Source organism: Microbacterium sp. SMR1 (assembly GCF_003289625.1).
In the GTDB taxonomy this organism is placed as follows: Bacteria; Actinomycetota; Actinomycetes; order Actinomycetales; family Microbacteriaceae; genus Microbacterium; species Microbacterium plantarum.
Genome location: NZ_QMBN01000001.1, coordinates 794565 through 816180, shown reverse-complemented (window position 1 = coordinate 816180; position 21616 = coordinate 794565). Strand labels below are relative to the sequence as shown.

The window sequence follows — 21616 nt, the reverse complement described above, 5'->3', positions numbered from 1 at the left end:
TACGCCGCGAGAACGCGTGTCAAGCCGGTGCGTGGAACCACGCGCGCGCGCCAGTATCGACGGGTCCGCACACCCGAAGGGAACTGACATGAGCATTGGTGCCGGAATCGCATTGTTCGTCATCGGCGCGATCCTCGCGTTCGCCGTGAACGTCGAGGTCGAGTGGGTGAATCTCGACCTCATCGGCTACATCCTGATGGGTGCGGGAGCCCTCATCTTCCTCATCGGCCTGGTCCTGATGGTGCGCCGCCGTCAGACCGAGACGGTCAGTCGTACCGCCGTCGACCCCGCCAGCGGCCAGCGAGTCACCCGCAACAGCACGAGCACCTCGGGCGACCCCATCCTCTGACGCAGCTGCTGTGAACGGCCGCGGTGGGTTCACGCCCGTCGCGGCCGTTTCGGCATGTCCATCCCGATGTGGATGCGGGTGCGCTTGCGTTCGATCGCGATGAACGCACCGCCGATGAGCCATAGCGGCACCTGGGTGAGGAAGGCGATGCGGAAGGCTTCGAGCGAGTACGTCGCCGGCGTTCCCGCACCCTGCAGGTCGAGCGCCAAGCCGATGCTGAACACGGCGATCAGGGCGGCGAGGAAGCCGCCGGCGTTCGTCAGTCCCGTCGCCGTGCTGAGGCGATGCGAGGGGTTGTGCGTCCGGGCGTGATCGAACGCGATCATCGACGCAGGACCCCCGGTCGCGAGGGCGACGGCGAGAGCAACGAGGAGCCACCCCGGCGCGGTGCCCGGCCAGAGGATCACCGCTGTCCATGCGATGAGCTGCACGGCGACCGCCGGCAGGACGAGGGCGCGTGAGCGGAGGTTGGGGATGCGGCGGGAGAGCTCACCCATGATGGGTCCGAGCGCCATCCCCGCGAAGACGTAGAGCGTCGTGATGAGAGTCGCTTCGGCCTGAGTCCGGCCCTCTCCTGCCGTGAGGAACGGGATGCCCCACAGCAGGATGAACGCCGTGCCGGCGAACGGCGTCGTGAAGTGAGACCAGAACGCCAGCCGGGTGCCGGGGTGCGCCCACGCGGCACGGATGCCGACGCCGGTGTCGACGCTCGAGGTGACCACCCGGATGGCGCCCGTGTCGGTGTTGACGCTGACGTCACGATCGACCTCCGGCGGGTGGTTGCGCACCAGCAGGAAGACGAGGACCGCGAAGAGGACGCCGAGGCCGGCCACGCTGCCGAAGGCGACCGACCAGCTGGTGGCGTGCAGGAGTGCTGAGAGGGGGATGACGGCGACGAGCTGGCCGGCCTGACCGAGGATGCCGGTCATCTGAACCATGAGCGGCCCGCGCTGCGCCGGGAACCAGGTCGCGACGAGTCGGAGGACCGCCGGGAAGATGGCGGCGTCGCCGGCTCCGAGAAGCATGCGCGCGACGATGGCGACGCCGACGCTGGGGGAGAGGGCCATCGTCAGCTGGCCCACCGCCATGAGGATCATGCCGATCGTCATGATGGGCCGGGAGCCGTAACGGTCGAGCAGGACGCCGATGGGTATCTGCATCCCGCCGTACACCGCGAGCTGGACGACAGCGAACATCGACAGCGTCGCGGCGTCCGCCTGGAAGCGTTCGGCTGCGTCCACGCCCACGGCCGCGAGCGACGTCCGATTCGTGATGGACAGGACGTACGCGGCGACGCCGGTTCCCCAGACGAGCCATGCCCGGAGCCCCGGACCGCTCATCCGAGCCGCGACGCTCATCGGGTGACCCGTCCGAGCGGGCAGGGCGTCGGAGAGGTCACCCCTCTACGCTACTCCGCTGTCGGACGCCAGCTGCGCGCGCCTTGGTGTCCGCCGTCTCCGTCCTCTGAGATGATGCGGTGCATGAGTGCTCCGGTGGCCCCGCGATGACCGCGCTGACCGCGCTCGAGACCGATGCGGCGATCGTCGTCGAGCACGTCGCGCGTCGCGAACGGCCGGTCGATGGCGAGACGATCGCGCGCCTTCGCCGCGAGTTCCCGCGGTTGCACCGTCTGTTCCGAGCTCTCTACGGCGAGCGTCCCGACGGGCTCGAGTCGCTCCTGCACCTCGTCGACGTGGCGCTGGATGCCCGGGGAGAGCGCACCGCCGAGCTCAAGCAGCTCGACCGCGTGCGCGCCGCGGACCCCGCGTGGTTCGAGTCCGAGAGGATGCTGGGCGGCGTCTGCTACGTCGATCGCTTCGCGGGTGACCTCGACGGCGTCCGCCGGATGATTCCGTACTTCCGCGAGCTCGGACTGACCTACCTGCACCTGATGCCCCTCTTCGACAGACCCGACGGCGACAACGACGGCGGCTACGCGGTCTCGGACTACCGCACGGTCGATCCGGCCCTCGGGACGATGGCCGATCTACGTGCGCTCGCGAGCGAGTTGCGTGAGGCGGGCATCTCGCTGGTCCTCGACTTCATCTTCAACCACACCTCGAACGAGCATGAGTGGGCAAAGCGCGCCCTCGCCGGCGACCCGGTGTACGAGAACTTCTACCTGATCTTCCCGGACCGCGAGCTCCCGGATGCGTACGAGCGGACGACGCGCGAGATCTTCCCGGACGACCACCCGGGCTCGTTCGTGCCGCTTCCCGATGGCCGGTGGATCTGGGCCACCTTCTACCGGTTCCAGTGGGATCTCAACTACGCCAACCCCGACGTGTTCACAGCCATGGCGGGGGAGATGCTGTTCCTCGCGAACCAGGGTGTCGAGATTCTGCGGATGGATGCCGTCGCCTTCATCTGGAAACGCCTCGGAACGGCCTGCGAGTCGCTGCCCGAGGCGCACCTGCTGCTCCAGGCGTTCAACGCCGTGCTGCGCATCGCGGCGCCGGCGGTGCTGTTCAAGTCCGAGGCGATCGTGCATCCCGACGAAGTGCAGGACTACATCTCGCCCGATGAGTGCCAGCTCTCCTACAACCCGCTGCAGATGGCCCTGACCTGGGAGGCGCTGGCGACCCGTGACGCGCGCATGCTTCAGCTCGCGCTGGACGAGCGTCACGCGTTGCCGCCCGGGACGGCGTGGGTCAACTACGTCCGCAGTCACGACGACATCGGCTGGACGTTCGCCGACGAGGATGCCGCGCGCTTCGGCATCGACGGCGGTCCGCACCGTCGGTTCCTCAACGACTTCTACATCGGTCGCTTCGACGGTTCGTTCTCGCGCGGCTACCCGTTCCAGGAGAATCCACGCACCGGTGACGCCCGGATCGCGGGCACCACGGCCTCGCTGGCCGGGATCGCCGCGGGCGATGCCGGGGGCGAAGACCGGGTCGTGCTCGCGCATGCGCTGGCGATGTCGACGGGCGGCATCCCGCTGCTCTATCTCGGTGACGAGGTCGCCCAGCTCAACGACGACACGTTCCAGGACGACCCCGAACGCCGGGGAGACAGCCGGTGGGCGCACCGGCCCCTGCGATCGACCGCGCGATACGCGCAGCGCTTCGATAAGTCGACCGTCGCCGGTCGGGTGTTCACGAGGCTCCGGGGTCTGATCGAGGTGCGCGCAGCGACGCCGGAGTTCGCCGGCAACGCGCTCGTCCCGTTCCACACGCCTCACGACGCGGTCGTGGGGTTCATGCGTCCGGCGGCGGATGGCGGCGGGGGAGCGGTCCTCGTCCTCGCCAATGTCGGCGATGCGACGGCGGCCATCCGCCCTGAGACCACGAGCGGGCTCGAGGATTCTGCGATGGATCTCGTGAGGGGGGTGCCGGTCGAGCTCGGTCGTGGCGTCGTCCTGCCCGCGCACGGATTCGTCTGGTTGCGCGTGCGCCGACGCTGAACGGGTCAAACCATCACAGGACGTCCTCGAGGATGAGGTCGCGCAGCGTGCTGCGGCGCAGATCGTGCGCGGTGACGACGGTGCCGTCACCGAGGTTGCTGCGGCCGCTGAGGTGCTCCGCGACACGGCGCGCCGCGATGCGGCGGTCCTGCTCGTCATCGAGCACGACGCCGATGGCTGTGAGGTCACGGCCCAATGAGTTGCTCGAGTGGACGCTCGCACGATCGATGAGCTCGCTCGCGAAGACGCGGCCCTCGTTCAACCGCCCGGCCGCGTGCACCACCGCGACGAGGACGCGGGGCGACACGCGGCTCAACTCGTGCTCGAGCAGCGCGTCGACCTCTGCGATGCACGCCGGGAGCGCGTCGGACGACGTGGGGAGCGACACGCCGATCGCGAGTGCATCGGGCCGGTGATCGGGCGTCGCGACCTGCGTCAGTGCGTCGATGATGTCGGCATCCAAGCCAGCGATGTGCATGGCCGTCTCCCTTCGTCGCGCTCCATTCGAGCGAGGATGACCGATTACTGTACCAGTTGGACGGTACGAATGCAGGTCGGCGCGACGAGGTTCATCCGGAGGTGGCCAGGATGCGACCTGGGCCTATGGGGACAAGGGGAGCGCGGTAGGCGAGGCCGGTGTCCGCGGGATGCAGCACCACTCGAGCCTCGCCGAACCGCCACAAGCGATTGAAGAGGAAGACGGTGATCTCCACGGCCTCGTCGGCGGGCACGAGCCAGGTGCCGACGCCCCATTGCGCGGGCTGTCCGCGGCCGTCGATCACGATGGTCGGGCGCACGCCGGGAATCAGGTGGAGCACGGGTCGGCGGAGATCCAGCGTGACGCGTCGTCCCTTCGCTGCGGCGTCGCCGGTCACGCGTGCCCCGCGCGGGGGTGGGTCGGAGTGTTCATCGCACCACGGTATCGGCACGGGCGGAGGTCCCTGCGGGCGGTCCGACCCCGCAACGCAGCTACGGGCGTCTGCGGCGGGCGACGAACGTGATTCCGAGAAGTAGGAGCAGCATGCCGCCGACGGGCAGAACGGGACTGAAGCTCGCGCCGGTAGAGGGCAACGAGCCGGCAGGATTCCCGGAGCCGGTGTCGTCCCGTTCCGGATCCGATTCCCCAGGTAGCTCGGGCTGGTCAGGTCTCAGGACGTTCTCCAGCGCGATCGTGATCACGGGTTCCCCGGCTGCGGAGACCGGCACGACCACCCGGCCGTTCGCTTGCACCGGAAGCACCGCGCCATCGATGGTCCAGACGGGTTCCTGCCAGGTGCCGCCGGGCACGGCAGTCGGACGCGGCTCCTCGGCCTCGATGATCGACCCGACCGGGAACCGGTCCGAGACGATGGTCTCGCCGGCCCTGAGGGTCAGATCCGGCTGGCGCCGCCCGTCGAGCCACCACGCGATGTCGAACCGCGCCTCTGTCGGCGACAGGGCTGCGGCATCGTCGAGGGCCTTGGTCAACGAGACAGTGGCGTACTGCACCGCGGAGTTCGTCACCGTGATCGTGGGGGTGGACTGCATCGCACCGATCGTCACGGACCGCGAAGGCGACCACGTCGGGCGCGCCCAGTCGTAGTCGCCGGGCAGAGCCGCTTCGTCAGGGGGTGCTTCGCCGAGCACGATCCGGGTGCCGACCGGGAATGTGCGCGCCTCCCCGACGTCGTCGAGCGGGGTCACCGCGGTGCCGTTCGCGGGCAGCACGATGGTTCCCGTGTCGATGGCTCCGGTCGGCAGAAGTGCCAGATAACCGACGAGGAACGAATCCGTTGCCAGCTGGTCTGCTGTGATTCCCGCGAGGCCCTTCGCGACCCGGAAGGTGCCGCGGTCGAACGCAGCGGTGTTGGTCAGGGTCGCAATCGCGACGTCGGCCCCTTCCTCGCCGATCGTCAGGGCGTCGGGTGTGAACGATGCCGAGATCCAGCTCACCGAGCGCTGTCGCGGCGCCGGCGCCTCGGCGAACTCCACGACGGTGCCGTAAGGGAACTGGCGAGCGTCGCCTGCGGCATCCTTCGGCGACACCGGCGATCCGTCGGCGGGAACCCGGATGTGCCCGGTCGTCACATCGCCGGTCGGGCTCGTCGCCGTCCACCGCGCCGTGAACAGAGTCCCTGCCGGCAGATCGTCCGGGACGATGCCCTCGAAGCGCTTCTGAACGGCGAACGTTCCCTCGCGAAGCTCGTTGGTGACCTCGACTGTGACGTCGCCCGACTCCGGAAGGGGGATCTCGACGACGGCATCCGCGAGGGGCACCTGCCCCTCGTAACCTGCCGCGGTGAAGGTCTGCGTCACGCCGTCGGCGACGACGCGGAACACGGGGGGCTCCCAGTCGGAGACGTCGACGGGCTGGTTGTCGAGGAGCGGGACCGGCTCCGCGAGGCGCAGGAACCGAGCGCCGGTTTCGAGGTCGTCCAGGACGACCGCTTCGCCCACCTCGACCGGACGTGTGCGACGAGCTTCCGCCCCGGCAGCGCCGGGATCGGTGTTGTAGCTCACGAAGTAGTCGAAGCGGGGGTCTGCCGCCGCGCCGACGACGTGCTTCACCACCGAGACGGTGCGGGGCTCCGCCTCGGGCGCGGCGGTGTTCGTCAGAGTGACAGCCGTTGTGGCCGCCTCGGTGATCGTGATCACGCGGCCCGGGTCCCAGCTGGCGCTCGTCCAGCGGTACCCCGCGGGGGCTGGCAGGCTCGCGAGGTTCTCTGAAAGGGCGATACGGGTGCCGAGCGGGAACTGCTGGTCAGGGGAGACCGGGCGTCCGTCCAGCGGCACGTCCAGTGTGCCGGAAGCGACCGCGCCTCCGCCCCGCACAGCGATCCATCCCACCTCGACAGAGCTGTCCGGCACCTCGGGCGCGACGCCGGACGTGGACGTTATGCGCTTGCTCACCGAGAACGTCCCGACGAGGGGGAGCGCACGGTTGGTCACGACGACCTCCGCCGTGGCCCCCGCCGCGATCACGAGCGGGTCTGGGGCTATCACGGGTGCGGCCCACTCGTAACCCGGCACAGAAGCCGGCGGGATCTCCTCGAAGTCGACGACTGTCCCGGTCGGGAACTGCTCTCCCGCGGGCACCCAGCTCCCGCCCGCGGGCAGCTCGTAACTGCCCTCGAGCTCCTCGCCGTCCGGCGTGGTCGCCGTGTAGTTCACCGCGAAGGTCGAGCCCTCGAGCGCGGAGGGATCGATGCCCTCCAGGGTCTTGCGGATGCGGAAGGTTCCGTCCTGAGCGTCACACGAGATCGCGCCGGCGAAGAAGAAGGAGTGGACCTCGCCGCCGCCCGTCGTGACGTTACGGCCGACGATCTGCCCATCCAGGGGAGAGGCCGTGACGGTGATGTCGGCTTCCGGAGCGTAGATGGAGCCGTCGATGCGGGCCTGCGCGGCCGTCACGGACACGTTCCCGGTCACGGCGGACAGATCCCACATGATGTAGGGGGAGTAGGCGCCCTGCGGGTCGACGCGGGCGCCGATGACCTCAGATGTTCCGGCTGCCACTCGGATGATGAGCGGGTTTCGCGCTCCTGGCTCGGGACCCGGGGCGAACTGCAGCAAGGCCGCACCGGAAATGTCGTCGTAGTCGACGATGTTCGGGCGTGTCGCGCTGAGCGGACCGAGCACGATGCGGTCTCCGACGTCTTCGACGACGGCTACGGGGTGACCGGCTCCGATCGCGGGATCCCCGAGCGCATCGAGGCACGCAGTGGCCTGCTCGTAGGATGCGTCGGCGGAAGCCTCGACATATCCCGCGACTGCCGTCGACGACTGGTCCGCGGTATAGATGCTCCCGCGACCGACCGAGCCCGTCGGCGGCTCCGCGTCGGCGGGATATTGCTGGTGCGTCGCGTCGATGATCGGCGCGCGGTCCGGCTGCGACGCGTCCAGGTTGAGGCGCAGCCAGTCCGCTCGCGTCGCCGCTTGCCACGGCCCGTCGCGTTCGACCATCTTCAGGTCGCCCAGGAGGGAAGGATCGGACGTGCCCGCGCTCGTTATCGCGGTGATCCCGCCGCTTCCGGGATCGAAGGCCCCGACCAGCAATCGGGTCGGATCGCCATCCACAGTGGGGAGCGTGTAGTCGGCCGTACCCGCGACGACGTGCACGAGCGTGTACTGGCCGTCACCGGGCTTCGTCGCGGTGCCACCGACGGCGATGGCGCCTTCGGTTTCATCATTGCCCAGAACGGCGTCTTCGCGGGCGTACACCGTGTAGCCGCCGGCGATGGCGAAGGGATTGAACATGTCCGGATACGCAGCGTGGGCGGGCTCCAGTGGCGGTGCAACAAGGGCCGAGACGATCAACGACGCGCTCACGACGGCTGCTGCGCCGACGCGTCGTCCGGTCCGAGTGGCGGCGATCGACATGGGGGCTCCTCGGCCGAAGCGGACGCCGTCGCCTGATCGACGATCGACTGCGGGGTCAGTCAATCAGGTGGCGGCCTCGAGCGGAATGCTTCGAGCGTTGCTTGACAGGCGTGCCTCCGTGCGCAGACCTCAGGGGAGGACCGATTCGGCTCCAGGGGCTGGCCGACAATGCGGAACTGACATAATGTGCATTATCGGATCAAACGGCAGAGGCGACTGAGGCCCTGCGGGAACGGGCCGACGGCATCCCGCCACTGACGGCAAGTGCACCGAGAACCGTCGCAATGATCGTGACCACCGTCAAGACAGCCGTGACGAGCGTGCGTCCGGAACCAGACGCGTAGAACGCACTGAGCGCGACCGCCGTGATCGCGCCGCCCACGACCAGGACGGGTGCGAGACCGCGCAGCCGGCGCTGCGGACGGGTCAGGACGGCCGCGGCCTGCCCATGACGGTGACGCGCCGCCGTGACGATCAGCGCGGCAATCGTGTACCAGAAGCCCACGACGAGGCTCGCCGTGACGACATCGCTCGGTCGATGCCATCCGGCGGCGATCACACCCATGCCAGCGACGGCGGCCCAGGTGACCAGAACCGGTGCGAGGACGAACTTCATCCGGTTCGGTGCCGCGAACAATGCGGCGCACGCCGCGGCGATCGCGATGGTGGCATGGCCGGACGGCAGTGAGTTGCCATATGCGCCCCAGCCGCTCGCCAGATCCGGGCGTGCGATGACCTCGTGCTTCAGCACCTGTGTCACGACACTCGACCCGACGAAGATCACGGATGCCGCCGCAGCCTCGGCGAAGCGCCGCCGCACGAGGGCGGCGGTGATGCCGACGAGCATCGTCACGGCGGCGACCACGATGATGTAGTTCGCGCTGACGTGCTGAGCCGCGCGAAGGACGGGATTTCCGGACGCCGTCGTGGCGACCATGGCGGCCTGATCCGCGTACTGGCCGGACGCCGTGAACACGCACACCAGGATCGTCACCGCTATCGCCGCCAGCTGAACGCCCGCCAGCTGCAGGTAACGCACGTTGCGCCTCATCCGATCACCTCGCTCTCGCCGTCGTTCCACCGTACGAAGTGGCGGCTGTGAGCCGGGTCAACGCGCCCACTCCCCTAGGCTCGGAGGGTGCAGGTCGTGACCGGATTCGTCGTCGTCGGGGTCGCGATCATCGTCGGATACGTCATCGGCCGCATCGATCTGCTCGGGCCGCACGGCCGCCCGGTGCTCGCGCGACTGATCTTCTTCGTCCTGTCGCCCTTCCTCATGTTCGTCGTGCTCTCGCAGGCCGACGTCTCGACGCTGTTCTCGGCACTGCTGCCCGTCTCCGCCATCGCCGCGGTGTCGATGTTCGTCGTCTACGCGCTGATCGCTCGACTCGCGTGGCGTCGTTCGGTCGGTGAGACGCTCATCGGAATGCTGTCGGCCGGGCAGGTGAACTCCAACAACATCGGGATCCCGCTCTCGCTCTACCTCCTGGGTTCAGCCGCGCTGCCGGCGCCGGTCATCCTGATGCAGCTCATCGTGTTCACCCCGGTCACGATGGCGATCCTCGAGGCCGTCACGACGGGACAGCGGCGGCCGCTCCCGATCCTCAAACGGACCGTCGGCAACCCGATCGTCATCGCCTCGGTCGCGGGCGTCATCGTGTCGGTCTCGGGGCTGGAACTGCCCCCTCTCGTGCTCGACCCGCTCCAGCTCATCGCCGACGCATGCGTGCCGGTTCTCCTCATCGCCTATGGGATGTCGCTGCACGGACAGCGCGTGCTGTCCGCCTCCGGCCGTCGGCGAGACATCCTGCTGGCGGCAGGTCTGAAGCTGATCGCCATGCCGCTCGTGGCGTGGGCCGTGGCCGCTCTCGTCTTCGACCTCTCCCCCGCCGACATCCTGGCGGTCACCGTGCTCGCAGCACTTCCGACCGCGCAGAACGTCTTCAATTTCGCGCAGCGCTACGACATCGGCGAGACCATCTCGCGCGACACGGTCTTCTTGACGACCCTCGGGTGCGTCCCCGTCCTGCTGGGTGCCACTCTCATCCTCGGCTGATCAGCCCGGCACCGCGCGGGGCCGCATCCGGGGCTCTGACGCCCGCCCTCCCGGTGCACTAGCGTGTGGCGTGTCGGGGGTGCTCCGCTCCCGCGAAGGAGGTTCCGTCATGGCAACTGCAGAGAACATCGCCGGAAGATTCGTCAGATCGCTGCGGACGTCGTTCATCGTCGGCGGTATCCTGACGCTGATCCTCGGCCTGCTCATTCTCATCTGGCCCGGTCGCACGGCGCAGGTCCTGACCGGCATCATCGCCGCCTACGCGATCATCGCGGGTATCGTCTACGCCGCCCTCGGGATCATCTCGCGGACGAAGCGCGGCTGGGCGCGCGTCGGGCACGTCGCGCTCGGCCTCTTCTTCGTGATCGTCGGCATCGTGGCATTCGCCAACCTCGCAGCCTTCACCGCGTCGTTCGCCGTGTTCCTCGGCGTGCTGGTGGGCATCATGTGGATCGTCGAGGGCGCCGTCTCGCTGTCGGTCGTGAGCGAGTCGTCGTCGCGCGGGTGGACGATCGCGTTCGCGATCCTCTCGATCATTGCCGGCGTCATGCTGCTGTTCACACCGCTGTGGGGCGTGTTCGTGCTCTGGTGGCTGCTCGGCATCTCGGCCGTGGCCCTCGGCATCGTCAACATCATCCGGGGGCTCTCGTTCCGGCCCTGACCGGGACGGTCGTCACGCCGGGAGGTGGCGTCCCCACCACTCGAGGAGGGCCTCGAACCGTTCCACGCGGTGACGGGGCCGCCCCGAACGGGTGAGCTCGTGGTCCTCGCCGGGGAACACGAGGAGCTCCGCCTCCGTGCCCTGGCGGCGCAATGCGGTGTAGTAGCGGGTGGCCTGTTCCAGGGGGCACCGGAAATCGAGCTCCGAATGGATCACCAGGGTCGGCGTCGTGACGTCCTTCACGACGGCCATCGGGCTCTGCGCTCGGATCGCGGCCGCCTCGGTGCCGACGTACTCGTCACCGAAGAACGAGCCGATGTCACTCGTTCCCTGGAACGTCTCGGGATCGAGGAAGCCGCGCTCGACGACAGCGGCCGCGAACCGGTGGTCGTGCGCGATCGTCCACGCCGTCAGGTAGCCGCCGTACGACCCGCCCAGGATGCCGACGCGGCCGCCGTCGAGTCGCGCATCCGACGCCACGGCTCCGTCGAGGAAGGCGAGGACGTCACTCAGATCGTCGGTTCCCATACGGCCCCGGATGCTGCGGCCGTGGGCGCGCCCGTATCCAGCGCTGCCCCGCGGATTGCAGTAGACGACGGCGTAGCCCGCCCCGACCAGGACCTGCGTCTCGTCGAAGAGGTGCACGCCGTAGGACGCGTACGGACCGCCATGAATCTGCAGCAGGACGGGGAAGGGTCCCTCGCCCTTGGGTGTCGCGACCCAACCGTGTACGGGGTAGCCGTCGGGTGCGTTCACCTCGAGCTCGCGCGGGAGGACGAATCCGGCGCGGCTGGCGGCATCTCCGAATGACGTCAGCAACCGCGCCTCGATGCCTTCGCCGTCGAGGAGGAGAAGCTCGCCGGCCGACCGATTGGTGGCTACGGCGCAGACGATGCGCTCGCCTGCGGCATCGGCGGCGTGGCCGACGACCTCCATGCCGCGACGGAGGCGCGTGGCCGCGCCGTCGCGCGAGACCCGCAGCAGGTGCACTTCGCCGCGCGTACGGTTCTGCACCAGGAAGTCATCGCCGATCGGCGTGATGTGCGAGCCCACTTCGCCGAGGTCGATCGTCTCGGGATCGGTGAGCCGACGGGGCTCGTCACCCTCGAGCACCCAGAGCGCGACGCCGGGCGCGACGAAGTCGGTGCCGTCCGGGCCCGGGTCGGAGGCCAGGAACGCGATGGTGCCGTCGGAGGCGACGGTGACGTCGACGATCGACAGGGTCGCGGGAACGACGACCCGCTCCCCCGTTCCGTCGATATCGATCGCGATCAGCGGCGAGCGAAGGTCCCGACGCTCGTGCTCGATCCCGTCCGTCGTCGTGAGGATCTCCGAGCCGTCGGCGGTGAACACGACTCCGTCGTGCGAGAGCGCACCGGAGGTGAGCTGACGTGCGTGCTCCGGAACCTTCCGCGGGGCGTCCGAGGAGCCGGAATCCGGTGCCGGGGCGGGAGTGTACGTCGGCTCGGAATGGAGGTCTGGTGCGGCGACGACGAAGACCTGAGCGGGGCGGTCCGCGATGTACCCGAGACCGTTCGCATGCCAACGGATGCCGGTGATCCGCCGAGCGGATTCCGCGTCGGGAGACAGCCCGTCGACGGTGCCGTAACGCCCGCGTTCAGGTATGCGTGCGGTGAAGGCGAGGAGCTCGCCCGTGGGCGACCAGGCGAAGGACCCGACACCGAGGGGTGCGTCCGTCACCTGAATCGCTTCCGAGCCGGATGCCGCGATCACGTTGATCTGCGGCTTGCCGTCAGCGTCTCCGCGGAGGAAGGCGACGTGTCGGCTGTCGGGCGAGAGCCTCGGAGAGGCGTCCGCGACACCGCGCGTGAGTCGGTGCGGCTGGCCCGACGGCAGGTCGACGCGCCAGAGCTGCCCCACGTTCCGATCGGCGGCGATGTCGGGGCGAGATGTCGCGAACACGGCGAAGGAACCGTCGGCAGCGACCGTCGGACGCCCGACAGCGATCAGCGCCTCGATGTCGGTGGGGCGCATGGTCACTCGCCGCCGAAGGACGAGATGTCTCCGACGAGGCGCGTGTTGTCAGCGGGAATCGGTTCGACGGCGGCGAGGGCGATCTCGGCGGCGAACTCCGAGACGTTGTAGAGCTTTCCGGCCGACTCGCGGCGCGTCTCGATGGCGCCCGGGTTCGCCCGCTCCAGCAGCGTCGCGGTGATGGTGCCCTCGATCATGTCTCCCGACACGACGACGAATCCGATGCCCCGTTCGGTCAGCTCGCCCACGCGCTCGCGGAGAGCGTCCTCGCCCGCCCGCTTCGACAGGGCGACCGCCTCGTACTCGGGCATCGTCGGCGTCGTGCGGATGAAGTGCGCCTGGTGGCTCGTCACGAACACGACACGCGACCCGTCTTCGAGCAGCGGCAGCGCCGCATCGAGGGTGCCGAGCTGCGCGTCACGGTTCAAGGTGAGGGCGTAGTCCTCGGCCATGCCGCCCTCCATGCCGCCTGATGCATTGAGCACGAGGATGTCGAGGCGGCCGAAGGTCTCGCGGACGGCGGCGAACATCTCGTCGACGGAGGCGCGGTCGGTCAGATCAGCGCCGACCACGAGGACCTCGACGCCGAGCTCGCGCAGCTCCGCGGCCAGCTTCTCGGCGCGGGGAGCCTTGTTGCGGAAGTTGATGACGACGTTCGCGCCCGCCTGTGCCAGGTAGCGCGCGGTGTCCGCGCCGATTCCGCGCGACGATCCGGTCACCAGTGCCGTGCGACCCGTGAGGGTTCCGGCGGGAAGGGGCTGAGTCATGTGGCGCTCCTGCGGGGAAGAAAGGCTCTCGGCACGGCGGACCGCCGGCACCGCACGAGCCTATCAACCGGCTCGGATCGAACCCCCGACTGATAGGTTCGGATGAGGGACGAAGGAGCGCCGATGTTGCCCGATCTCACGCAATACCTGTGGATAGCGTGGCTCGTGCTGGCCCTGCTCTTCGTGATCGTCGAACTGCTCACCCTCGAGTTCACCTTCCTCATGCTCGCGGGCGGCACGCTCGTCGGCGGACTGGGAACGAATCTTCTCGGCGCCCCTTGGTGGCTGCAGGTCGCGGCGGCCGCTGCCGTCTCGGCCCTGCTCCTTTTCACGATCCGACCGCTCCTCCTGCGCGCTCTCCACCGCAGCAGTCAGCACATACCGACCAATGTCGACGCTCTCGCAGGCCTCGGGGCGCGCGTCCTCGTCCCGTTCGTCGACGGCGCCGGTTCGGTCAAGCTCGACAACGGTGAGACGTGGACCGCTCGTCTCGTGGGCGAGCCTCGCGAGGCCCCCGTCGGTTCCCGTCTCGTCGTCCGCGCCGTGCGGGGCGCCACCGTGGAGGTCGGTTCCCCCTCCCAATCCCCCGACCCGAAGGAGAACACCCATGGTTGATTTCGGCGCTTTCGTCGGTCAGATCTTCGTGATCGTGCTTCTCGTGGTTCTGGCGATCTTCGTGATCGTCGTGCTCTTCCGAGCCATCCGCATCATCCCGCAGGCCTATGCGGGAGTCGTGGAACGGCTGGGCCGATACCAGCGCACCCTCTCCCCCGGGCTCAACCTGCTCGTGCCGTTCATCGACCGGGTGCTGCCGCTCGTCGACATGCGCGAGCAGGTGGTGTCGTTTCCGCCGCAACCCGTGATCACCGAAGACAACCTCGTCGTCTCGATCGACACCGTCGTCTACTTCCAGGTGACCGACGCGCGGGCCGCCACCTACGAGATCAACAACTATCTGGGTGCCGTGGAGCAGCTCACGACCACGACGCTTCGAAACGTCGTCGGCGGTCTCAATCTGGAAGAAGCGCTGACGAGCCGCGACAACATCAACGGTCAGCTGCGCATCGTGCTCGACGAGGCGACCGGCAAGTGGGGCATCCGCGTCTCGCGCGTCGAGCTCAAGGCGATCGACCCGCCCACCTCGATCCAGGACTCGATGGAGAAGCAGATGCGCGCCGAGCGCGATCGTCGAGCCGCCATCCTCACCGCCGAAGGGTCGAAGCAATCGCAGATCCTGGAGGCGGAGGGCCGCCGTCAAGCGGAGATCCTGAAGGCCGAGGGAGACAAGCAGGCACAGATCCTGCGGGCCGAGGGCGAGTCGGCTGCGATCCAGTCGGTGTTCCAGGCCATCCACGACGGCAACCCCGACGACAAGCTGCTGGCCTATCAGTACCTGCAGACCCTTCCGAAGATCAGCGACAGCGCGTCGAGCAAGCTCTGGATCATCCCGAGCGAATTCACGGAGGCTCTCAAGAGCATGAGCGCCGGATTCGCGGGTCGTCGGGACGACCGCCCGGCGGCACCGGCGGACCGTCCTGCGCCTCCCGCGCCGTGACGCACCCGTACTTCGGCTCGGAGCGTCCTCGGGTTCTCGCGCACCGCGGTTTCGTGCCGGCGGATTCTGAGGGCATCGTCGAGAACACCTTCGCGGCCTTCGCTGCGGCACACGCGCTCGGCGTGCGGTACGTCGAGTCGGACTGCCATCTGAGCGCGGACGGGACGGTGATCCTGTTCCACGACTCCGATCTCTCGCGGGTCGCCGGAGATCCGCGCCCGATCGCGGATGTCGGAGACCGCGAGCTCGAGAATCTCATGGCCGACCGCGGCGGGCTGGTGACGCTCGCACAAGCCCTCGACGCGTTTCCCACGCTGTTCTTCAACCTCGACGTCAAAGCCGAATCGGCTGCAGAGACGGTCGGGCGCCTAGTGGCGCCGCATGCGGATCGGGTGCTGCTCACCAGCTTCTCCGACCGCACACGCGAACGCGCACTCCGCGCCGCCCACGCTGCCGGGGGACGCCCCGCGACGTCGGCAGGCACGATCCGGATCGCGGCTCTCGTCGCAGCCGTCGCGTCAGGTGTGCCATGGTTGATAGGTCGTGCGTTGCGCGGCATCGACGCGGTGCAGGTTCCCGAGCGTCGGGGGCCCATCCGCATCGTCTCCCCCCGAATGATCCGCGCGGTCCACCGTGCGGGTGTCGAGATGCACGTCTGGACGGTCAACGACGCGGACGGCATGAGACGCCTGCTCGCGGCCGGCGTCGACGGTATCGTCACGGACCGAGCCGACCGCGCGATGACCATCGTGGCGGAAGAGCGCTGAATACCCCGACACGCTGAACATCGGCTGTGAAACCCCGAAGACCATCCCTTCTTCGGATGATGCACACAGCCGCGCACGTTACAACTGATAGCCGACGAGAGGACCACACAATGGCAGACCGCAGCTTGCGCGGCATCCGACTCGGCGCCTCGAGCCTACAGAGCGAAGAGGGCGTCGTCTTCCACGACCGGGTCAACCACACGTACGTGTGTTCGCGCTGTGCGCACGAGACCGTCATGACGTTCGCCGCCGACGCGGAGGCGCCCGAGACCTGGGAGTGCCGCGCGTGCGGCGCCGAGGCTCTCCTGCGCGTAGGCGAGGGCGTCGTCGAGGTCGATCACTCGGGCGATAAGGCCGCCCGAACCCACTGGGACATGCTGCTCGAACGCCGCACGATCCCCGAGCTCGAGGAACTGCTCGAGGAGCGTCTGGCCATGCTCCGCGAGCGCCGCGGCTCCCGCTTGAGCGCCTGAGCCTCCAGCTCCGCGCGAATGCCGTCGGTCCTTCGGGACCGGCGGCATTCTCATGTCGCGGACGTGCTGCGTGAGCGTCGTCGCGCGACCGCGACGGAGACGCCGCAAGCAAGGAGAGCCAGGAGGCTTCCCCAGCCGAGGATGACCTGCACAGCGCCGCCGACGATGACGGCGGGCGTGAGTCCGGTGCGCAGCGGCACCTCGGTGATCATCGCACCGGCCTCCGCCGCCGGCAGGCCGTCGATCTCCGTGCCGTCGGGCGCGATGACCTGGCTCGTGCCGACGGTCGAGATGTTCACGACCGCTCGGCCGGTCTCGATGGCGCGCATGCGCGCGAACGCGAGCTGCTGGAGATTCTCGTCCGTGTCGCGGAAGTCGGCGTTGTTGGTCTGGAAGACATAGAGCTGCGCACCGTCACGTGCACCCGTCCAGATCACGTCGTCGTAGAGCACGTCGAAGCAGATCGCGAGCCCGACGCCGATGCCGGAGACGTCCATGAAGGGCGGGTTCGTTCCCGGTGTGTACTCGCGCTGGATGAGACCGATGAGGTCTGGGACGATCAGCTCGAAGAACCACCGGTCGGGGACGTACTCGCCCATGGGAACCGGGCGTGACTTGTCGTGGATCGCGACGGGATTGTCGGCGCCAGCCCGCCAGAGCATCGACGTGTTGTAGATGTCGTCGCCGCGCTGCGTGGCTGCGTTGACCAGCAACGGCGCGTCGATGCGCTCCGACAGCCGATCGAGCGTGTCGGCGACGGACGCATTCGACAGCGGGTCCGCATCGATGCCGCCCTCCGGCCAGACGAGAAGATCCATGGGCTCGTCGATGATCGGCTGTGTGGCCGCGAGCTGCGAGCGCAGGACGTCGTAGGGCTCGCGAGAATCGAAGTATCCCGTGGGGCCGTCGCCCTGGACGGAACCGACGCGGTACGTCCCGGCATCCGTCGTCGGGAAAGCGGGCAGCGCCACAAGCGCGACGGCGACGACGGCCGCCGGGAGCGCCGTGCGGAGGTCGCGCAGCCTGCCCAGGCGCAGCCACTCGATGACCGCCGCTGTGACGAACACCATGAGGAATGTCAGGCCCGCCACCCCGGTCCAGGACGCGACGTGCGCGAGCGGGCTCTCGGACTGACTCATGCCGACGCGGCCCCAGGGGAAGCCGGTGTAGGGCCATGACCCCATGAAGAGCTCGCGCGCTGTCCACAGCCCCGCGACCAGGGCGGGGAGGGCGATCAGTCGTGCTCCCTGGCCCGGCAGCAGACGCGGGACCCAGCGGTACGCAAGAGCGATGGGGATCGAGCCGACCGCGAAGAAGAGCGTCTCGATGCCGGCGAGTCCGAACCACGGGATGGGCCCGAGATAACGGGTGATCCACGAGATATGGATGAAGTAGAAGGACGCTCCGAAGACGGCCCCGACCGCGAGCGCACCCCACGCCGAGCGCCCGATCAGACCGACGAGAGCGAACGCGACACCGGCGAACGCCAGCGGCCACCACCCGATGTCGGGGAATGCGGCGTCCAGAACCGCTCCGCCGACGACGGCGCCGACCAGTGCCAGCCACAGCGGTATCAGAGGCCGCACCGCGGCCGGAGACGAGTCGGGCACGTGTTCGAGCCTAGACGCCGGAGTATGCGACGATGCCGCGCCGGACGGCATCCAGCGCGGCACGCGCTGTCCGCGCCAGATCGGCGTCGGCGACGAGCGAGAGCTGATCGAGGAGATCGATCGTCTGCTTCGCCCAGCGCACGAAGTCGCCGGCGGCCATGTCGGCCTCGAGCAGCACGCGATCGAGCATCATGCCGCGTGCCCACGAATGCATGGCCTTCGCGAGGCCCGTGGCCACCGGCTCGGTGCCGGGCAGGCGGTGGTCCTGTTCGAGGTCGTCGAGGACCGCCCACAGCTCTTGCGTCTCGGCCAGTGCCGTTCGGAAGGCGCCTCGCGGAAGCCCGTACTCGCCCGGACCGTCGCTCTCGCGGCGCGGCTCGTAGACGAGACTGCATGCGAGGGCCGCCAGACCGGCGGGATCGAGCTCGCGCCACAGGCCCCGGCGGAGCGCCTCGGCCACGAGGAGGTCGCGTTCACCGTAGATCCGACGCATCGTGGCGCCCGCCTCTGTCAGCGCGGTGGTGCCGTCGCTGTCGACCGAGACGTAGTCGAGGGCGGTCAGGACGTCGACGACTCGATCGAACACCCGCGCCACGGTACCGGTGCGCGTGTCGATCTGCTGCCGCAGCTTCTGCACGTCGCGGCGCAGCCGCCAGTAGCGCTCGGCCCACCGGGCATGGTGCTCCCGGTCCGGGCAGTCGTGGCAGGGGTGCCGCTGCATCCGCTTGCGAAGGCCGGCCAGCTCGTCCTGACGGCGCTGACGGATGCGTGCCGGTGCCGTGCGGTCGTTGCGATTGAGTTTCTCGAGGTCGCTCAGCTCGCGACGGATGCCGGAGTACTCCGCGAAATCTCCCCGCTCGCACGTCATGGAGCGGGCGTAGCCGTCGAGCGTCTGCTCCTTCTCCTTGACCTGGCGCGCGAGGCCGACGACAGACCGGTCGGCCTGGAACTGGGCGAACGACGACTCGAGGATCTCACGTGCGCGGTCGCGACCGAAGCGGTCGATGAGGTTCACGGCCATGTTGTACGTGGGGCGGAAGCTGGAGTTCAGCGGATACGTGCGCCGCGACGCCAGCGCGGCGACCGACTGCGGGTCGAGACCGTCGCTCCATTGGATGACGGCGTGCCCTTCGACATCGATGCCCCGGCGACCGGCGCGCCCGGTCAGCTGGGTGTACTCCCCCGAAGTGATCGCCACGCGTGCTTCGCCGTTGAACTTCTCGAGCTTCTCGAGGACGACGGTGCGTGCGGGCATGTTGATGCCCAGCGCCAGCGTCTCCGTCGCGAAGACCGCCTTGACGAGCTTGCGCTGGAAGAGCTCCTCGACGACCTCCTTGAACGCCGGCAGCAGTCCGGCGTGGTGGGCCGCGACGCCGCGCTCGAGGTTGTCGCGCCACTCCCAGAACCCCAGCACCGCCAGGTCTTCCTGCGCGAGCGCGCGGGTGCGGCGATCCACGATGGCGCGGATCTCATCCCGTTCCTCGGGTGTCGTGAGCCGGATACCCGACCTGCGCACCTGTTGGACCGCTCCGTCGCACCCTGCGCGGCTGAAGATGAAGAAGATCGCGGGCAGTAGATTGGCCCGGCCCAGGAGTTCGACGACAGCCGGTCGGTCGAGGCGTTCGAGGCGCTGCGCGGCCGCGGGGCGTCCCGACCCCTGTCCGCCACGGTGCTTGCGATGAGCCTCGCGGCCCCCCGCACCGCGGTAACCGTGCGAGCGCCGGTTGCCGTCGTATCGCTGGCCCTGGGGCGAGCGCAGGCGGGTCAGCTCCTGGTTGACCTGCGCAGTCGCCACACCCGCCCGGTCGTCGAACAGCGGCAGCAGATCGCCGCGGACCAGAACGTGCTGTTCGAGAGGCACGGGACGGATCTCGGAGACCACGACGGCGGTATCGCCTCGCACGGTGTCGAGCCAGTCGCCGAACTCCTCCGCGTTCGAGACCGTCGCCGAGAGCGCCACCATCCGCACTGAGCGGTGGAGATGGATGATGACCTCCTCCCACACGGCGCCTCGGAACCGATCGGCCAGGTAGTGGACCTCGTCCATCACGACGTAGCGGAGGCCACGCAAGGCCGGCGAGTCGGCGTAGAGCATGTTCCGCAGCACCTCGGTGGTCATGACCACGATGCGTGCGTTGCCGTTGATGTTCGTGTCGCCGGTGAGCAGGCCGACCTCTTCCTCGCCGTACACGTCGACCAGCTCGCGGAACTTCTGGTTCGACAGGGCCTTCATGGGCGTCGTGTAGAACGCCTTCGTGTCGGGCTCGAGCATGGCCAGGTGCATCGCGAACTCGCCCACGATCGTCTTGCCGGCTCCCGTGGGCGCGGCGACGAGGACGCTCCGCCCGTCCTCGAGGGCGTGACATCCGGCGATCTGGAACGGGTCGAGATCGAATCGCTGCATGTCGGCGAACGCCGCGGTCAGCGGGTGGGCCCGGGCCGACTGCGCGGCGAGGAACCGCTCCGCGGGGCTGGACGCGCTCACGGAAGGGGATCAGTCATCGGGGGCGGGCCGGGGACAGTGAGCTCGGGCGCGCGACGCGACCGGCGCAGGTCGAGGAGGAGTGAGAGCGCCGCGGCCGCGAAATAGAGCACCGTCAGGATCGCCGCCAGCATCAGCATGCTCACGATGTCGGCGGCGGGGGTTGCCAGGCCCGAGAAGACGACGGCGATGAGGATGGCGACGCGCCATCCCTTGAGGATCGCCTTCCCGCTCATGATGCCGGCGAAGTTCAGCGCGACGAGGAACACGGGGATGATGAACGCGACCCCGACGACGAGCAGGAGCTTGAAGACGAAGTCGTAGTAGTACTTGCCCTCGTAGAAGTTCGCCGACGCCTCCGGCGAGAACGTCGCCATGATCTCGACGATGTGCGGCATGACGAGCCAGCCGGTGTAGACACCGGCGAAGAAGAGGGGAACCGCGGCCGAGACGAATCCGACCGTGTAGCGGATCTCTTTCCGGGTCAGTCCGGGCATGAGGAATGCCCAGATCTGCCAGAGCCAGATGGGAGCGGAGAGGATGATGCCGACCGAGAACGAGATGCGCAGGCGCATGTCGAACGGTCCGGTGATCGTCGAATACATGAGCTTCACCGCTTCGGTGTCGCCTCGCTGCTCCGCGACGACACGGATCGGCTCGGTCATCGCCCAGATGATCCAGTCGGTGAGGAAGAACGACACCACCATCGAGACCACCAGGGCGAGCGCCGAGATGATCAGGCGTCGCCGCAGCTCGACGAGGTGCTGCCCGAGGGACATGCGCTTGTCGCGCCGGGGCGCACCGTCCGCCCCTGAGCGCGTGCGCTCAGCCGTCACCACGCGGCGCTACGGTGTGGGAGCTGCGGGACCGCTCTTCGGGTCCGCAGGCTTCTCGACGGGCGCGACGTCAGCGGTCGTCGAGGCGGCGGTGCCGGCCGTGGCATCGTCTTCCTTCATGGCCTTCATCTCGCCCTTGAAGATGCGGGCGGACTGTCCCATGCTCTTCGCCAGCGCCGGCAGCTTCGCAGCGCCGAAAAGCAGCAGAATGACGATGAGTAGGATCCACAGGTGCGGGCCTGCGAACAGATTGCTCATTGAGTCTCCCCATCGATCGTTTCGCACAGTCTAACCCGCGCA

Annotated in this window: 19 protein-coding genes; 8 read left to right on the top strand and 11 right to left on the bottom strand. The window is 68.7% G+C overall.

What is annotated here, in order from left to right; genetic code table 11:
• Positions 1-88: 88 nt before the first annotated feature.
• Complete coding sequence (locus DO944_RS04030) at positions 89-349, top strand: DUF6458 family protein (RefSeq protein WP_112614822.1); 261 nt, start codon at positions 89-91, stop codon at positions 347-349.
• Between the two features lie 29 nt (positions 350-378).
• On the opposite strand, the gene DO944_RS04025 is transcribed toward DO944_RS04030, so the two are convergent.
• Positions 379-1707 (bottom strand): nitrate/nitrite transporter, encoded by a 1329-nt coding sequence (locus DO944_RS04025; protein ID WP_112614820.1) that lies wholly within the window; start codon positions 1705-1707, stop codon positions 379-381.
• Between the two features lie 146 nt (positions 1708-1853).
• Here DO944_RS04025 and DO944_RS04020 point away from each other — a divergent pair, with 146 nt between their 5' ends.
• The gene (locus DO944_RS04020; RefSeq protein WP_112614818.1) at positions 1854-3755 is read left to right on the top strand and encodes an alpha-amylase family protein; all 1902 of its coding nucleotides are present in this window, start codon (positions 1854-1856) and stop codon (positions 3753-3755) included.
• A 13-nt stretch (positions 3756-3768) separates the two neighbouring features.
• Here DO944_RS04020 and DO944_RS04015 read toward each other — a convergent pair whose 3' ends face one another.
• The 4 genes from DO944_RS04015 to DO944_RS04000 form a co-directional block, all read right to left on the bottom strand.
• Positions 3769-4233 carry a hypothetical protein gene (locus DO944_RS04015; protein WP_112614816.1) on the bottom strand — a complete coding sequence of 155 codons (465 nt, stop codon included), beginning with the start codon at positions 4231-4233 and terminating at the stop codon, positions 3769-3771.
• Between the two features lie 91 nt (positions 4234-4324).
• Positions 4325-4630: a hypothetical protein gene (locus DO944_RS04010; protein ID WP_112614814.1), complete on the bottom strand. Its 306-nt coding sequence runs from the start codon at positions 4628-4630 to the stop codon at positions 4325-4327.
• 94 nt (positions 4631-4724) lie between these two features.
• Positions 4725-8114, bottom strand: a complete 3390-nt coding sequence (locus DO944_RS04005; RefSeq protein ID WP_112614812.1) for a DUF5979 domain-containing protein — start codon at positions 8112-8114, stop codon at positions 4725-4727.
• A gap of 199 nt (positions 8115-8313) precedes the next feature.
• Positions 8314-9165 (bottom strand): phosphatase PAP2 family protein, encoded by an 852-nt coding sequence (locus DO944_RS04000; protein WP_112614810.1) that lies wholly within the window; start codon positions 9163-9165, stop codon positions 8314-8316.
• Positions 9166-9252: 87 nt separating this feature from the next.
• Here DO944_RS04000 and DO944_RS03995 point away from each other — a divergent pair, with 87 nt between their 5' ends.
• Positions 9253-10170: an AEC family transporter gene (locus DO944_RS03995; RefSeq protein WP_112614808.1), complete on the top strand. Its 918-nt coding sequence runs from the start codon at positions 9253-9255 to the stop codon at positions 10168-10170.
• A 109-nt stretch (positions 10171-10279) separates the two neighbouring features.
• Positions 10280-10831, top strand: a complete 552-nt coding sequence (locus tag DO944_RS03990; protein WP_112614806.1) for an HdeD family acid-resistance protein — start codon at positions 10280-10282, stop codon at positions 10829-10831.
• Positions 10832-10843: 12 nt separating this feature from the next.
• On the opposite strand, the gene DO944_RS03985 is transcribed toward DO944_RS03990, so the two are convergent.
• Positions 10844-12826, bottom strand: a complete 1983-nt coding sequence (locus DO944_RS03985; RefSeq protein ID WP_112614804.1) for a S9 family peptidase — start codon at positions 12824-12826, stop codon at positions 10844-10846.
• Between the two features lie 2 nt (positions 12827-12828).
• Entirely contained in the window at positions 12829-13593 is a 765-nt protein-coding gene (locus tag DO944_RS03980; protein ID WP_112614802.1) for an SDR family oxidoreductase, read from the bottom strand.
• 123 nt (positions 13594-13716) lie between these two features.
• On the opposite strand from DO944_RS03980, the gene DO944_RS03975 reads away from it, so the two are divergent.
• The 4 genes from DO944_RS03975 to DO944_RS03960 all read left to right on the top strand — a co-directional run bounded on the left by DO944_RS03975 (position 13717) and on the right by DO944_RS03960 (position 16388).
• Entirely contained in the window at positions 13717-14208 is a 492-nt protein-coding gene (locus tag DO944_RS03975; RefSeq protein ID WP_112614800.1) for an NfeD family protein, read from the top strand.
• Positions 14201-15148 carry an SPFH domain-containing protein gene (locus tag DO944_RS03970; RefSeq protein WP_112614798.1) on the top strand — a complete coding sequence of 316 codons (948 nt, stop codon included), beginning with the start codon at positions 14201-14203 and terminating at the stop codon, positions 15146-15148. Before DO944_RS03975 ends, DO944_RS03970 begins: the two co-directional genes overlap by 8 nt.
• Entirely contained in the window at positions 15145-15915 is a 771-nt protein-coding gene (locus tag DO944_RS03965; protein ID WP_112614796.1) for a glycerophosphodiester phosphodiesterase family protein, read from the top strand. The genes DO944_RS03970 and DO944_RS03965 overlap by 4 nt, the downstream gene beginning before the upstream one ends.
• A gap of 110 nt (positions 15916-16025) precedes the next feature.
• A complete protein-coding gene (locus DO944_RS03960) occupies positions 16026-16388 on the top strand; it encodes an RNA polymerase-binding protein RbpA (RefSeq protein WP_112614794.1) in 363 nt (120 codons plus the stop codon).
• A 50-nt stretch (positions 16389-16438) separates the two neighbouring features.
• Here the strand turns inward: DO944_RS03960 and lnt are convergent, their stop codons facing one another.
• The 4 genes from lnt to DO944_RS03940 form a co-directional block, all read right to left on the bottom strand.
• Positions 16439-18049, bottom strand: a complete 1611-nt coding sequence (gene lnt, locus DO944_RS03955; RefSeq protein WP_112615169.1) for an apolipoprotein N-acyltransferase — start codon at positions 18047-18049, stop codon at positions 16439-16441.
• Entirely contained in the window at positions 18009-20483 is a 2475-nt protein-coding gene (locus DO944_RS03950; protein ID WP_396652011.1) for a DEAD/DEAH box helicase, read from the bottom strand. Before DO944_RS03950 ends, lnt begins: the two co-directional genes overlap by 41 nt.
• The gene (gene tatC / locus DO944_RS03945; protein WP_112615165.1) at positions 20480-21259 is read right to left on the bottom strand and encodes a twin-arginine translocase subunit TatC; all 780 of its coding nucleotides are present in this window, start codon (positions 21257-21259) and stop codon (positions 20480-20482) included. The genes DO944_RS03950 and tatC overlap by 4 nt, the downstream gene beginning before the upstream one ends.
• 66 nt (positions 21260-21325) lie before the next feature.
• Positions 21326-21574 carry a twin-arginine translocase TatA/TatE family subunit gene (locus DO944_RS03940; protein WP_181574133.1) on the bottom strand — a complete coding sequence of 83 codons (249 nt, stop codon included), beginning with the start codon at positions 21572-21574 and terminating at the stop codon, positions 21326-21328.
• Positions 21575-21616: the final 42 nt, after the last annotated feature.